Consider the following 12,954-nt stretch of genomic DNA (forward strand, 5'->3'; position numbering starts at 1 on the left):
ACACGTGCCCGATCCCTATGAGATCGAGTCGGGCATCGCCCGGCTGGAGGGCTATCTGCTGTGCCAGAGCGAGCTCGGCGACGCCCGGGCGGAGGCCGAGGCGTTCGCCGGACGGCTGGCCTGGCTCACCGCCGCCCAGCGCGAGGAGGTGGTCCGGCTGTACACCGAGGAGCGCGTCGAGCTCTCCCGGCGCATGCTGCGCCGCATCGTCGACCGCTGCGAGGAACTGCGCGCCGAGTACACGGCGCGCTACGACGAGCTGCGGCGGCGCCTGGTGTGCCGGTGCGTCGCAGGGATCCTGGTGGCCATGACGGCTCTGGCGGTCGTGGGCGCCGTCGCGCTGTGGGCGGCCCTGGGCGTGACACCATGATCCTGATCTTCCGGAACTGATGTGAGGGGTCTTCACCAGCCTTAGGCTTGACGGCGGCCAGGCGACTGGAGACCCCACGACCGAGGGGTGCCGGGCGGGCAGGGGCGAAGGGGGCGGCCGGCGTGGGCGGGGCGACGAAGAGCAAGCGGATGCCGAGGGCGGTGCGCGAGCAGCAGATGCTCGACGCGGCCGTACAAACCTTCGCGCGGCGCGGCTACAGAAACGCCTCCATGGACGATGTCGCCGAGCAGGCGGGGGTCTCCAAGCCGCTGGTTTATCTGTATCTGAACTCCAAAGACGAGCTGTTCGCGGCGTGCATCCGGCGGGAGGCCGACTCGCTGGTGGCGGCGATACGGGCCGCCGTCGAGCATGACGCGCCCGCCGACCGCCGGCTGTGGAGCGGGCTGTACGGCTTCTTCACGCACACCGCCGAGCACCCGGACGGATGGGCGCTGCTGCACGTCCAGGCCCGTACGCACGGCGATCCCTTCGCGCGGGAGGTCGCCGCGATGCGGGCGGAGATCATCGAGTTCGTCACCCATCTGCTCCGGGCGGCCGTGCGGGAGAACGGATGCGGGGCGGCGCGGACGGGCCGGATGACCGGCGGCGAGGCGGCCGGGCTCGCGTACGCGCTGGTGGGCGCGGCGGAGTCGCTGGCCGAGTGGGCGGGCGACCGGGCGGGCGGAGGGCCTTCGGCCGAGGAGGCGGCGGCCACGCTGATGAACTTCGCCTGGGCGGGGCTTGGCAACCTGCTGCGGGGCGAGCGCTGGTCGCCCGGCGAGCACGTAGGGGCGTAGGGGCGGCGCTCAGCCGATGTGGGCCCTGGCGTACAGCGCCGAGGGGTCCTTGGCCCGGGAGACCGCCGAGGGGTGCGTATGCCGCTGGGCGGTCGGATGCGCGACGCCCTTCTCCCACACCGTGGACATATCGGTGCCGCTGTCCGAACCTCCCTCGGCGGGGGACAGGTCCACCGGGTGGAAGTTGGACGGGGCGGTGTGCCAGCCGTCCGGGGCGAGCCGGGTGGCCAGGACATAGGTCCTGCCCACCTCGAGCGACGGGGCCTCGCCCACCACGATCCGCTGCCGCCGCAGCGGGTCGTCGCCGCCCTCCTGGGCGACCCGTACGCTGCCGCTCACCTCACCCTTGAGGGTTTTGCGCACCTCGACCCGGTAGGTGGTCCACAGCAGCCGGTCGCCGTTCGTACGCCGCAGTCCCTCGCGCGCCGTGACCTTGCCGATGAACACGTCGTCGGCCCAACCGGAGGCGAATTCCGGGGTGTCGAGCCGTACCGCGTAGGTGGGGTGGTAGTGGGTGGTGCCGTACGGGACGGTGAACCACGCGGCCGCGCCGCCGCCGAGGCCCAGGAGGGCCGAGCCGAGCGCGATCGCTTTGGTGCGCGCTCCTGCGCCCGCCCTGCGCTTCGGATGCGCCGTGCGCGCTGCTCCGCTGGGGTGAAGTTCGGTGAGCACAGCGCCGTTCACCCCCAGATGGCCCGGTAGGCCGCGATGTCGTCGGCCGACGGGGTGATGGCGGTGCGGGTGTCGTCGCAGTACATGACCGCGCCGGTGTCGGTGTGGTGCCCCAGCTTGAGCGCATGGCCGAGTTCATGGGTGACCACGCCGTTCTTGGTCTCGGCGGAGTAGTCCTTCAGGAAGTGGTCGTTGAGGACGATGTCGTCGGAGCCGAGGTCGTGGGGCTCCCACAGACCGGACCAGCCGACGTCGCTGCGGTCGACGTCGGTCGCGTCCACATCCGCGTACGCCGTGCCCGTGTCGGGCCGGACGTCGACCTTGCCCAGTGCGTTCCAGGCGGCGCGCGCCCGGTCCCACTCCGCCGTGTACTTGGTGTGCAGATCGTAGGTCAGCTCCGAACCGTCCACGGATCCGGCGGTGTTCGGGGCGTCCTCGCAGGCCGCGAAGGCCGGGGGAGCGGGCAGCCCGGCGCACAGCCCCACCGTCAGCGACGCGGTCGTCAGAACGCGCACAGGGAGACGTACAGGGCGGCGAACAGGGACACGTATGGGAAGACCTGCGGGGAGGCGTATCGCCATGGGCACTTGCCCCTCGTCGGTGTACGGCCCGAGGGCATCACCGTAAACAGGCACCGCCACACGGCGCATTCGCACAGGTCTTCCCGGGGGAATCAAAGGATGGTTACTCTGAAGTAACGTTACTGAGGGGTCAGGAGTCGTCATGCCACAGCGGTCAGCACCTCCCGCGCCCACCCCCGTGCCCGCCCTCACCCCACCCGAACTGCAGTCCGCGGGCGGCCGGATACGGCAGGCCGCCGTCCCCCCGCTCGCCCCGCCCGTCACCCGCGGCAGCCTGGCCGACATCCCCTTCGACAACGCCGCCCAGGCCCCCGCCGACCCCGTCCTCAGCCGGGTGAACCCGGACGGCAGCTGGCGGGACGTCACCGCCGCCGCATTCGCCGCCGAGGTGCTGGCCTGCGCCAAGGGCCTGATCGCGTACGGTCTGCGGCCCGGCGACCGGCTGGCGATCATGGCCCGCACCACCTACGAATGGACGCTGTTCGACTTCGCCGCCTGGGCCGCCGGGCTGGTCACCGTCCCCGTCTACCCCACCTCCTCACAGGCGCAGACGCACTGGATCCTGCGGGACTCGGGCGCCGCCGCCTGCGTCGTCGAGAGCGTGGAGCAGTCGCGGCTGGTCAGCGCCGTACGGCGGGAGCTGCCCGACCTCGCCCACCTGTGGCAGTTCGACGCGGGCGCCGTCGCCAAGCTGGACGCGGCCGGGCGGGCGATCCCGGACGAGGAGGTGGCGCGGCGGCGGGCCGGCCTGGGGCCCGGCGACCTCGCGACCATCGTCTACACCTCGGGCACCACGGGTCGCCCCAAGGGCTGTGCGCTCACCCACGCCAACTTCTTCGCCGAGGTGGACAACGCCATCGAACTGCTCCACCCGGTCTTCAAAACGGTCAGTGACGAGCCCGCCGCCACTCTCCTCTTCCTGCCGCTGTCGCATGTCTTCGGGCGGATGATCGCCGTCGGCTGTCTCCGGGCCCGGGTCCGGCTCGGCCACGCGCCCAGCCTCCGCACCGAGGACCTGCTGGCGGGCCTGGCCGGATTCCGGCCGACCTTCCTGCTGGCCATCCCCTATGTGCTGGAGAAGGTCTACAACAGCGGACGGGCGACGGCCGAGCGGATGGGCCGGGTCGGCGCCTTCGACCGCGCCGCCGGGGTGGCCCGGCGATACGGCGCGGCGCTTGAGGAGGCCCGGCGCGGCGGCAGCCGCCCGGGGCCGGTGCTGCGCGCCGCCCACGCGCTGTACGAACCGCTGGTCTACCGCCGGATCCGGGACGCGCTCGGTGGCAAGGTGCGCTATGTGATCTGCGGCGGCTCCCCGCTCGGCCGCCGCCTCGCCGCCTTCTACGCGGGCGCGGGCATCGAGATCTTCGAGGGCTACGGCCTGACGGAGACGACCGCGGCCGCCACCGTCACACCCCCGCTGCGCCCGCGCCTGGGCACGGTGGGCTGGCCGCTGCCCGGCAGCGCGGTGCGGATCGCGGAGGACGGCGAGGTGCTGCTGCGCGGCGGGCAGGTCTTCTCCGGCTACTGGGACGCGCGGCTGGGGCACGCCGTGCCCGAGGGCGGCCCGGAGACCTGGTACGCCACCGGTGACCTCGGGGCGCTCGACGACGAGGGCTATCTGACCATCACCGGCCGCAAGAAAGAACTGATCGTCACATCGGGCGGTAAGAACGTGGCCCCCGCCCCGCTGGAGGACCGGCTGCGCGCCCATCCGCTGGTCGGTCAGTGCATGGTGGTCGGCGACAACCGCCCCTATGTGACGGCGCTGCTCACCCTGGACCCGGACGGGCTGGCGCACTGGCGACGGATGGCGCAGCGGCAGGGCGTGCCGATCCGCCGGCTGGTCACCGACGAACTGCTGCTCGCGGAGGTCAGGCGCGCCGTGGACGACGCCAATGAGCTGGTCTCGCGCGCCGAGTCGATCCGCCGCTTCGCCGTGCTGCCGGTGTCGTTGACCGAGGAGTCCGGGCATCTGACGCCGTCGCTGAAGCTGCGGCGGGCGGCGGTCGCCCGGGACTTCGCCGAGGAGATCGAGGCGCTGTACGCGGCGAAGAACGCGAAGAACGCGAAGAACGCGAAGAACGCGGATGACACAGAAAACAATGCCGGTATCTGAGGTGAATAAACGATTAAGTGAATAGGGGAGATTTCAAGGTCGAAAAGAAGGCAGGAGCCCCGGCCCCCGCCGAAGCGGAAGCCGGGGCTCCTTGGGTACTGCTTACTCAGGCCGCGCTGACGTTCTCCGCCTGCGGGCCCTTCGGGCCCTGGGTGACGTCAAAGGTAACGGCCTGGTTCTCCTCCAGGGAGCGGAAGCCAGACGCGTTGATCGCGGAGTAGTGAACGAAGACATCGGGGCCGCCGCCGTCTTGGGCGATGAAGCCGAAGCCCTTCTCGGCGTTGAACCACTTGACGGTTCCGGTAGCCATAAGCCCTCCTTGGGCCAAAGGGTTGCCCTGCTCCAGAACCTGCAAGAAGTCTGAAAATCTACAAAAGCCCGCGGTTACATGCTCCGCAGGCTTTGTACTGCAAGGAAACCAAACTGCAACTTGCGGCGAGCTTAGCACGCTGCGTGTGCGCGGGGAAAGAGCCGAAGATCACGAATTCGAGGGGTTTCCATGCTCGGCCGATTGGATAGAACCCCAGGTCGGGCGCAAGGTCAGGGCGCGCTGCCCCGGTCCCGCGGCGGCTCCCGCGCGGCCCCCGCCGCCGTCGTCCGCGACGCACGGGGCTAGCCTCCGTATGTGGACAATTCACCGAGTTCCCCCGCCCGGAGTACATACGACGCCACGACCGCCGCAGGCGGTGCCCACCCGCCCTGCCGCCGGACCCGGCCGAGGGTCGGCCACATTCAGTACCTCAACTGTCTGCCCCTCTACTGGGGCCTGGCGACCAGCGGCGCCCTGCTCGACGTCGAGCTCACCAAGGACACTCCGGACGCCCTCAACGACAAGCTGGTCCGCGGCGATCTCGACATCGGCCCGATCAGCCTGGTGGAGTTCCTGCGCAACGCCGACGACCTGGTGGCGCTGCCCGATATCGCGGTCGGCTGCGACGGCCCCGTGATGTCCTGTGTGATCGTCTCACAGCTGCCGCTCGAGCAGCTGGACCGGGCCCGGGTCGCCCTCGGCTCCGCCTCGCGCACCTCCGTACGGCTGGCGCGGCTGCTGCTCGCCGAGCGCTACGGGATCACCCCCGACTACTACACCTGCCCGCCCGACCTCAGCCTGATGATGCAGGAGGCGGAGGCGGCGGTGCTGATCGGCGACGCGGCGCTGCGCGCCAATCTGCACTACGCCCCGAAGCTCGGCCTCCAGGTCCATGACCTCGGGCAGATGTGGAAGGAGTGGACCGGGCTGCCGTTCGTCTTCGCGGTGTGGGCGGCGCGCCGCGAGTACATGGAGCGGGAGCCGGAGATCGTCAGCAAGGTGCACGAGGCGTTTCTCGACTCCCGGGACCTGTCCCTGGTGGAGGTCACCAAGGTCGCCGAGCAGGCGGCGCGCTGGGAGGCGCTGGAGGCGTCGGTCCTGGAGCGCTACTTCACCACCCTCGACTTCAGCCTGGGCGAGCGCCAGTTGGAGGGCATCGCCGAGTTCGCGCGCCGCACCGGCCCGGTGGCCGGCTACCCCGCCGACGTACGGGTGCGCCCGGCGGACCTGGGCTCCCGTGCCGGGTGAACCGGGCGAACCGGGCGAAACGGCCGTCTGACCGCCCTGGAACGGCCGTTCGGCCGCCCTGGGCAGCGGTGTAACGGCTTGGTGCGCGTCGGGTCCCGCTCCCGGCGGTATGTCCGGGGCAGGACCTAAGCTGGAGCGGCGCAGGCAAGGGGGGAGCGACGGGATGGAGCCGCTGGGAGCGGAGGACCCGCAGGTCATCGGCGCATACCGACTGCTCGGCCGGCTCGGCTCGGGCGGTATGGGCCGGGTCTTCGTGGGGCGCAGCGCGGGCGGCCGGACCGTGGCCGTGAAGGTCGTGCACGCACACTTCTCGCTCGACCACGAGTTCCGCGCCCGGTTCCGGCGTGAGGTGGAGGCCGCGCGGCGGGTCGGCGGGGAGTGGACCGCGCCGGTCCTGGACGCCGATCCGGACGCGCGCGTCCCGTGGGTGGCCACGGGCTATGTCGCGGGCCCGTCCCTGAGCCAGGCCATCGCCGACGAGGGGCCGCTGCCCGAGCCGTCCGTACGGGCCCTGGGCGCGGGGCTGGCGGAGGCGCTGGTCGCCGTGCACGCCCTGGGCCTGGTCCACCGCGACGTCAAGCCGTCCAATGTCCTGCTCGCCCTGGACGGCCCGCGCCTGATCGACTTCGGCATAGCGCGGGCCACGCAGGGCACGGTGTCCCTGACCTCGACCGGCGCCTCGATCGGCTCGCCCGGCTATATGGCCCCCGAGCAGATCCTGGGCAAGGGCGTGGACGGGGCGGCCGACGTCTTCTCGCTCGGCGCCGTGCTGGCGTACGCGGCGACGGGCGAGCCGCCCTTCCCGGGCGACAGCTCGGCCGCGCTGCTCTACAAGGTGGTCCATGAGGAGGCCCGGCTCGGCCGCGGGCTGACCGGGGAGCTGCGGGACCTGGTCGCCGCCTGCCTGGCCAAGGACCCGTCCGCCCGGCCCACCCCGGAGCGGATCGTCAGCCGCCTCGCCCCGGGCGGGGGCGCCTCGGACCTGGTGCGGCCGGGGTGGCTGCCCGGGCCGCTGGTCGAGCGGGTGAGCCGGCGGGCGGTGGAGCTCCTTGACCTGGACGTGTCGGCGCCCGCCGTCCCCGCGGTCACGCCGGCGGCTCCGTCGACCCCCGGGACCCCGCCCGCCCCGGTGATCCCCACGGCTCCCGGGACCCCGGCGGCGTCGGCGCACACACCCGCCACGCCCCTGGGAGCGTTCGGCCCGCCGGACCCGTCGTACGGCGGCCCGGCCCAGGCCGCCGCGCCGGAGGGCCGGGCTCCCGGCACGCCCGCCCCCGCAGAGGGGCAGCCGGCCGACGGACAGCCGGCCGGGGGACGCAGGTTCGCGCTGTCCGCCGCCATCGGGGGCAGGAAGCGGCCCAAGGCGCTCAGCTGCACGCTGGTGCTGTCGATCGCGGGCGCGCTGGCCGCCGCCACGACGGCGGCCGTCGTGTTCCATGTGCTGCCGGGCACCGGCGGGGGCGAGGACCACAGCGATGTCTCCGCGACCAAGACCCCGGGGCCCAGCGCGACGGATCACAACGGCGACGGTGCCGGCCAGGGCGTGCCCAAGGCGTTCCTCGGGACCTGGAAAGGCGACCTGACGACCGACTCCGGCGCTCCCGGGGGCGAGCTGACCATCACCATCCGCCAGGGAAAGCCGGGGGACAGGGTCGCCAGTGGCAGGGTCGAGCTGTTGGTGCTCCGCTGCGACAGCAGCTGGAAGCTGGTCTCGGCCACCTCGACCACGCTGGTCCTCGACTCGCGGATCAAGAAGGACGAGAGGCAGACGGGCTGCAGCACCGGCTCGTCCGATGAACGGTTCACGCTCGCCTCCAACGGCTCGCTGCGCTACGAGACGGCGGACGAGGAGGGCGGCAACCCGAGCGGCACCCTGCGCAAGGTGAACTGACCAACCGTTCCGGGCCCCGCTGAAGGGCCGCCACGGAGCCGTCGCGGAGCCGTCGCGGAGCCGCTACGGAGTCACCACGCAGGCCGCCGTGGGGCCTCGGCGTGGGGCCGTGAGGGCTGGCGTAGGCTGGGGCAGTCCGTCCGCAACCCGCCGAAAGGGACGCCCCGGTGACCGAGAACGCATCGCTTCAGGCCGTCCTCGACCGCGCCGCCGCCGGGGGCCGTATCACCCCGGAGGAAGCGCTCGACCTGTACCGGTCCGCCCCGCTGCACGCGCTCGGCGCCGCCGCCGACGCGGCCCGCCGCCGCCGCTACGCGGGCGTCGAGCACATCGCGACGTACATCATCGAGCGGAACATCAACTACACCAACGTCTGCGTGACGGCCTGCAAGTTCTGCGCCTTCTACGCCGCGCCCAAGGACACCGCCAAGGGCTGGACCCGCGACCTCGACGACATCCTGCGCCGCTGCGCCGAGACCGTCGAACTCGGCGGCACACAGATCATGTTCCAGGGCGGCCACCACCCGGACTTCGGGGTGGAGTACTACGAGCAGCACTTCTCGGCCATCAAGAAGGAATTCCCGCAGCTGGTGATCCACTCGCTGGGGGCCTCCGAGGTCGAGCACATGGCGCGGATCTCCGGCGTCTCGGCCGAGGAGGCGATCCGCCGCATCCACGACGCCGGCCTGGACTCCTTCGCGGGCGCGGGCGCCGAGCTGCTGCCCGAGCGGCCGCGCAAGGCCATCGCGCCGCTGAAGGAGTCGGGCGAGCGCTGGCTGGAGATCATGGAGACCGCCCATAACCTCGGGGTCGAGTCCACCTCCACGATGCTCATGGGCACCGGCGAGACGAACGCCGAGCGGATCGAGCACATCCGCATGATCCGCGATGTGCAGGACCGTACGGGCGGCTTCCGCGCCTTCATCCCGTACACCTACCAGCCCGAGAACAACCATCTGAAGGGGCAGACGCAGGCGACCATCTTCGAGTACCTGCGGATGCTCGCGATCGCCCGGCTGTTCCTCGACAACGTGGCCCATATCCAGGGTTCCTGGCTGACCGTCGGCAAGGAGGCCGGTCAGCTGTCGCTGCACTACGGGGCGGACGACCTCGGCTCGGTGATGCTGGAGGAGAACGTGGTCTCCTCGGCGGGCGCCCGGCACCGGTCCAACCGGATGGAACTGCTCCACCTCATCCGTACGGCGGGGCGGGTGCCCGCGCAGCGCGCCACCACGTACGAGCACCTGGTCGTGCACGACGACCCGGCGAACGACCCGGTCGACGACCATGTCGTCTCCCATCTGTCGTCGACGGCGATCGAGGGCGGCACCGCCCACCCGGAGCTCAAGCTGATCGACGCCTCTTGAGACGCCTCTTGATACGTCTGCCGATAAACCTCCTGATACGACACTTCTGATGCTCACCCTCCACGCGGCGCCCCTCGTCCGGCTCACCCCCGACGACGCGGCGCCGCTGCGTGACGCCGCCGTCGCGGTCGACGGCGACCGGATCGCGGCGGTCGGGCCGCTGGACGAGCTGCTCCGGGCGTATCCGCGGGCCCGGGTGCGCCACTGGCCCGGCACGCTGGGCCCGGGCCTGGTCCACGACGCGCCGGTGCCCGACGCGCCCAGCCCGCGTGAGCGGATCCACGCGCTGCTGAGGCTGGGCGCGACGGCCGTCGTCGCGGCGCGGGTCACCGACCCCGAGCTGCTGGCGGCCGCGCGGCGGGGCGGCGTCGCCGTCCTGGACCGGCCGCGCCCTTCCGCGCTGGTCAAGACCGGCCGGGCGGACCTCGCGGCCTTCGACGCGGACGGCGAGTGCGTGGCCACGGTGCTGGCCGGCCGGCTGGTGCACCGCCGCCGCTGAACCGCCGCTGAACGACACGGGCGGGGCCCCGCGCGTGGCGTGCCGGCGCCAGGTGAACAATGGGGGCGTGACCCGAGCATCCCTGGACAAGCAGCCGCACGAAGTCGCCGCGATGTTCGACGACGTGGCGGCCAAGTACGACCTCACCAACGACGTGCTGTCGCTCGGGCAGGCCCGGCTGTGGCGCAAGGCCGTGGCGCGGGCCGTCGCCGCGCGCCCCGGTGAGCGCGTGCTCGACCTCGCCGCCGGTACGGGCACCTCCTCGCTGCCGTTCGCCGCCGCCGGCGCGTACGTCGTCCCCTGCGACTTCTCGCTCGGCATGCTCCGGGAGGGCAAGCGGCGCCATCCGCGGCTTCCGCTCACGGCGGGCGACGCGACCCGGCTGCCCTTCGCCGACGGGGTCTTCGACGCCGTCACGATCTCCTTCGGGCTGCGCAACGTCCAGGACACCCAGGCGGCGCTGCGCGAGCTGCTGCGCGTGACCAGGCCCGGCGGGCGCATCGTGATCTGCGAGTTCAGCCACCCCACCTGGCGGCCGCTGCGCACCGTCTACACCGAGTACCTGATGCGCGCCCTGCCGCCGGTCGCGACCGCGGTCAGCAGCAGCCCGGACGCGTACGTCTACCTCGCCGAGTCGATCCGGGCCTGGCCCGACCAGGCCGGGCTGGCCGCGCGGCTGGGCAAGGCGGGCTGGGCGAAGGTCGCCTGGCGCGATCTGACGGGCGGGATCGTGGCGCTCCACCGGGGCGTCAAGCCGTAACCACTGGCGCCGTCAAGCCGTGACCACCGGGGCGTCAAGCCGTAAGCACCGCGGCGCCAAGCCGTAACCACCGCGGCGTCAGGCGATCGCGGCGTCAAGCCGGATGCGCGGCAGGCACGACCAGGGGTGGCCCTCCGTATCCGCCGGAGCACGCCACATAGACTGCAACCGTCCAGTGCCCGGCGCGACCGGCACGCCGTTACCGAGCCTTCGGGAGACCCGCGTGAGCGAGACCGCATCCACGGAGCGGACCGCCGATGTCATCGTCGTCGGCGCCGGGCCCGCCGGCTCCACCACGGCGTACTACCTCGCCAAGGCCGGCCTGGATGTGCTGCTGCTGGAGAAGACGGCGTTCCCGCGCGAGAAGGTGTGCGGCGACGGGCTGACCCCGCGCGCCACCAAGGAGCTCGTCGCCATGGGCATCGACGTCTCCGAGGAGGCGGGCTGGCTGCGCAACCGGGGTCTGCGGATCATCGGCGGCGGGGTGCGTCTCGAGCTCGACTGGCCGGAGCTGGCCTCGTACCCGGACTACGGTCTTGTCCGCAAGCGCGACGACTTCGACGAGCAGCTGGCGCGGCAGGCCCAGAAGGCCGGCGCCCGGCTGCACGAGCGGTGCAACGTGGGAGCCCCGGTCATCGACGACCGTACGGGCAACGTCATCGGCGTCCAGGCCAAGCTCGGCGTGGAGAAGACGCCGGTCACCTTCCACGCCCCGCTGGTGGTCGCCGCGGACGGCAACTCCACCCGGCTCTCACTGGCCATGGGGCTGCACCGGCGCGAGGACCGGCCGATGGGCGTGGCGGTGCGCACGTACTTCACCTCGCCCCGCCACGACGACGACTACCTGGAGTCCTGGCTGGAGTTGTGGGACCGCCGCGGCCCGCAGGACCGGCTGCTGCCCGGCTACGGCTGGATCTTCGGCATGGGCGACGGCACCAGCAATGTCGGCCTCGGGGTGCTCAACACCTCCGGGTCCTTCAAGGAGCTGGACTGGCGCGAGGTGCTCAAGGCGTGGTGCGCCTCGATGCCCGAGGACTGGGGCTACACCCCGGAGAACATGACCGGCCCGATCCGCGGCGCCGCCCTCCCCATGGCCTTCAACCGTCAGCCGCACTACACCCGGGGGCTGCTGCTGGTCGGCGACGCGGGCGGCATGGTCAACCCGTTCAACGGCGAGGGCATCGCCTATGCGATGGAATCCGGCCGGATCGCCTCGGATGTCATCGTCCAGGCCCACGCCCGCGCCACCGCCGCCCGTCGCGAACTGGCCCTCCAGCGCTATCCGAAGGTCATCAAGGACACCTACGGCGGCTACTACACGCTGGGCCGCGCCTTTGTGAAGCTGATCAGCAATCCGACGGTCATGAAGCTGGCGGCCCAGCGCGGTCTGACTCACCCGATGCTGATGCGGTTCACGCTCAAGCTGATGGCCAACCTCACCGACCCGACGGGCGGCGACGCGATGGACCGCATCATCAACGGCCTGGCGAAGGTGGCCCCGAAGGCATAGCGAGGGCGCCGGTTCAAGCCGCTCAGGCGGCCGTCGCCGGATTGGCGCTCGTGATGACGGCGAAGTGCGCGCCGGCCGGGTCGGCCAGCCAGGCCATACGGCCGATGTCCTCGGCCGTCATGGCGGGCATCAGCACCGACGCGCCCAGCTTTTCGGCCCGGGCGACGACCTGGTCGCAGTCCGCCACCTCGAAGTACGGCAGCCACTGCGGGACGTCGTGCCCCTGCTGGAGCGGTGCCATGCCGCCGAAGGAGCCTCCACCGCCGGGCCCGGCGGTGGAGAGCACGGTGTAGGTCCCGCCGGAGAACGACATCTCCTCGGCGGTCCAGGCGAACACCGTGTGGTAGAAGGCGATATCGGCGACCGGGTCGGGGGCGTGCAGCTCCACCCAGCACAACGTGCCCTGCTCGGTGACCGCTTCGAGGCCCTGGGTCTTGCCGGGCTGCCAGACGGCGAACCGGGCGCCGCCGGGGTCGGTGAACTGGGCCATCCGCCCCTCGTCGAAGACGTCGAACGGTTCGGTGCGCACCGTGCCGCCCGCCTCCGCGACCAGCGCGGCGGTGCCCGAGGCGTCGGTGGTGTGGAAGTACGGCGTCCAGGCGGGGCGCGCGCCCTCCTCGTGGAGCGGGCCGAGGGCCGCTATGGTCTTGCGGTCCTTCTTGAAGAAGCCGTAGCCGCCGGCCTCGGGACCGGCCGACTCCGAAGTCCAGCCGAACAGGCCGGTGTAGAAGGCGGCGGCCGTGTCGGTGTCGGGGGTGCCGAGGTCGAGCCAGTTGGGGGCGCCGGGGACGTAGTCGGTGGTGAGCATGTGCGCTCCTTCGGCGGATCCTGGT

General features: G+C 72.1%; 13 protein-coding genes. 9 read left to right on the top strand and 4 right to left on the bottom strand.

Going from position 1 to position 12,954, the window contains the following annotated elements; genetic code table 11:
* Positions 1 to 4 precede the first annotated feature (4 nt).
* Together ACFV2X_RS09660 and ACFV2X_RS09665 are read left to right on the top strand one after the other, a co-directional pair.
* Complete coding sequence (locus ACFV2X_RS09660; protein ID WP_089509778.1) at positions 5 to 370, top strand: hypothetical protein; 366 nt, start codon at positions 5 to 7, stop codon at positions 368 to 370.
* 149 nt (positions 371 to 519) lie between these two features.
* On the top strand, positions 520 to 1,167 hold the full coding sequence (locus ACFV2X_RS09665; RefSeq protein WP_385614014.1) for a TetR/AcrR family transcriptional regulator: 648 nt from the start codon (positions 520 to 522) through the stop codon (positions 1,165 to 1,167).
* Positions 1,168 to 1,176: 9 nt separating this feature from the next.
* Here ACFV2X_RS09665 and ACFV2X_RS09670 read toward each other — a convergent pair whose 3' ends face one another.
* Both ACFV2X_RS09670 and ACFV2X_RS09675 read right to left on the bottom strand, forming a co-directional pair.
* Positions 1,177 to 1,839, bottom strand: a complete 663-nt coding sequence (locus ACFV2X_RS09670; RefSeq protein ID WP_385613675.1) for a hypothetical protein — start codon at positions 1,837 to 1,839, stop codon at positions 1,177 to 1,179.
* An 8-nt stretch (positions 1,840 to 1,847) separates the two neighbouring features.
* On the bottom strand, positions 1,848 to 2,354 hold the full coding sequence (locus tag ACFV2X_RS09675; protein ID WP_385613678.1) for a matrixin family metalloprotease: 507 nt from the start codon (positions 2,352 to 2,354) through the stop codon (positions 1,848 to 1,850).
* A 208-nt stretch (positions 2,355 to 2,562) separates the two neighbouring features.
* Between ACFV2X_RS09675 and ACFV2X_RS09680 the strand changes: the two genes are divergently transcribed.
* Entirely contained in the window at positions 2,563 to 4,536 is a 1,974-nt protein-coding gene (locus ACFV2X_RS09680; protein ID WP_385613680.1) for an AMP-dependent synthetase/ligase, read from the top strand.
* A gap of 106 nt (positions 4,537 to 4,642) precedes the next feature.
* Here the strand turns inward: ACFV2X_RS09680 and ACFV2X_RS09685 are convergent, their stop codons facing one another.
* Positions 4,643 to 4,846, bottom strand: coding sequence for a cold-shock protein (locus tag ACFV2X_RS09685; protein WP_014178671.1), 204 nt, complete (start codon positions 4,844 to 4,846; stop codon positions 4,643 to 4,645).
* A 315-nt stretch (positions 4,847 to 5,161) separates the two neighbouring features.
* On the opposite strand from ACFV2X_RS09685, the gene ACFV2X_RS09690 reads away from it, so the two are divergent.
* The 6 genes from ACFV2X_RS09690 (at position 5,162) to ACFV2X_RS09715 (ending at position 12,121) form a co-directional block, all read left to right on the top strand.
* Positions 5,162 to 6,094: a menaquinone biosynthetic enzyme MqnA/MqnD family protein gene (locus ACFV2X_RS09690; RefSeq protein ID WP_385613682.1), complete on the top strand. Its 933-nt coding sequence runs from the start codon at positions 5,162 to 5,164 to the stop codon at positions 6,092 to 6,094.
* Between the two features lie 163 nt (positions 6,095 to 6,257).
* Positions 6,258 to 7,985 (top strand): protein kinase, encoded by a 1,728-nt coding sequence (locus ACFV2X_RS09695; RefSeq protein ID WP_385613685.1) that lies wholly within the window; start codon positions 6,258 to 6,260, stop codon positions 7,983 to 7,985.
* 167 nt (positions 7,986 to 8,152) lie between these two features.
* Positions 8,153 to 9,352: a cyclic dehypoxanthinyl futalosine synthase gene (gene mqnC / locus ACFV2X_RS09700; RefSeq protein WP_089509771.1), complete on the top strand. Its 1,200-nt coding sequence runs from the start codon at positions 8,153 to 8,155 to the stop codon at positions 9,350 to 9,352.
* A gap of 49 nt (positions 9,353 to 9,401) precedes the next feature.
* Entirely contained in the window at positions 9,402 to 9,851 is a 450-nt protein-coding gene (locus tag ACFV2X_RS09705; RefSeq protein WP_385613688.1) for a hypothetical protein, read from the top strand.
* Positions 9,852 to 9,918: 67 nt separating this feature from the next.
* On the top strand, positions 9,919 to 10,611 hold the full coding sequence (locus ACFV2X_RS09710) for a demethylmenaquinone methyltransferase (protein ID WP_358630944.1): 693 nt from the start codon (positions 9,919 to 9,921) through the stop codon (positions 10,609 to 10,611).
* A gap of 103 nt (positions 10,612 to 10,714) precedes the next feature.
* On the top strand, positions 10,715 to 12,121 hold the full coding sequence (locus ACFV2X_RS09715) for a geranylgeranyl reductase family protein (protein WP_385613692.1): 1,407 nt from the start codon (positions 10,715 to 10,717) through the stop codon (positions 12,119 to 12,121).
* A gap of 22 nt (positions 12,122 to 12,143) precedes the next feature.
* Here the strand turns inward: ACFV2X_RS09715 and ACFV2X_RS09720 are convergent, their stop codons facing one another.
* A complete protein-coding gene (locus tag ACFV2X_RS09720; protein WP_385613695.1) occupies positions 12,144 to 12,929 on the bottom strand; it encodes a VOC family protein in 786 nt (261 codons plus the stop codon).
* Between the last annotated feature and the right edge of the window lie 25 nt (positions 12,930 to 12,954).

The organism is Streptomyces sp. NPDC059679, assembly GCF_042734105.1.
In the GTDB taxonomy this organism is placed as follows: domain Bacteria; phylum Actinomycetota; class Actinomycetes; order Streptomycetales; family Streptomycetaceae; genus Streptomyces.

Coding starts and splice junctions, on each gene's coding strand:
- ACFV2X_RS09665 (WP_385614014.1), top strand. CDS start 520: ATGCCGAGGGCGGTGCGCGAGCAGCAGATGCTCGACGCGGCCGTACAA.
- ACFV2X_RS09695 (WP_385613685.1), top strand. CDS start 6,258: ATGGAGCCGCTGGGAGCGGAGGACCCGCAGGTCATCGGCGCATACCGA.
- ACFV2X_RS09715 (WP_385613692.1), top strand. CDS start 10,715: ATGCGCGGCAGGCACGACCAGGGGTGGCCCTCCGTATCCGCCGGAGCA.
- ACFV2X_RS09680 (WP_385613680.1), top strand. CDS start 2,563: ATGCCACAGCGGTCAGCACCTCCCGCGCCCACCCCCGTGCCCGCCCTC.
- ACFV2X_RS09720 (WP_385613695.1), bottom strand. CDS start 12,929: ATGCTCACCACCGACTACGTCCCCGGCGCCCCCAACTGGCTCGACCTC.
- ACFV2X_RS09705 (WP_385613688.1), top strand. CDS start 9,402: ATGCTCACCCTCCACGCGGCGCCCCTCGTCCGGCTCACCCCCGACGAC.
- ACFV2X_RS09685 (WP_014178671.1), bottom strand. CDS start 4,846: ATGGCTACCGGAACCGTCAAGTGGTTCAACGCCGAGAAGGGCTTCGGC.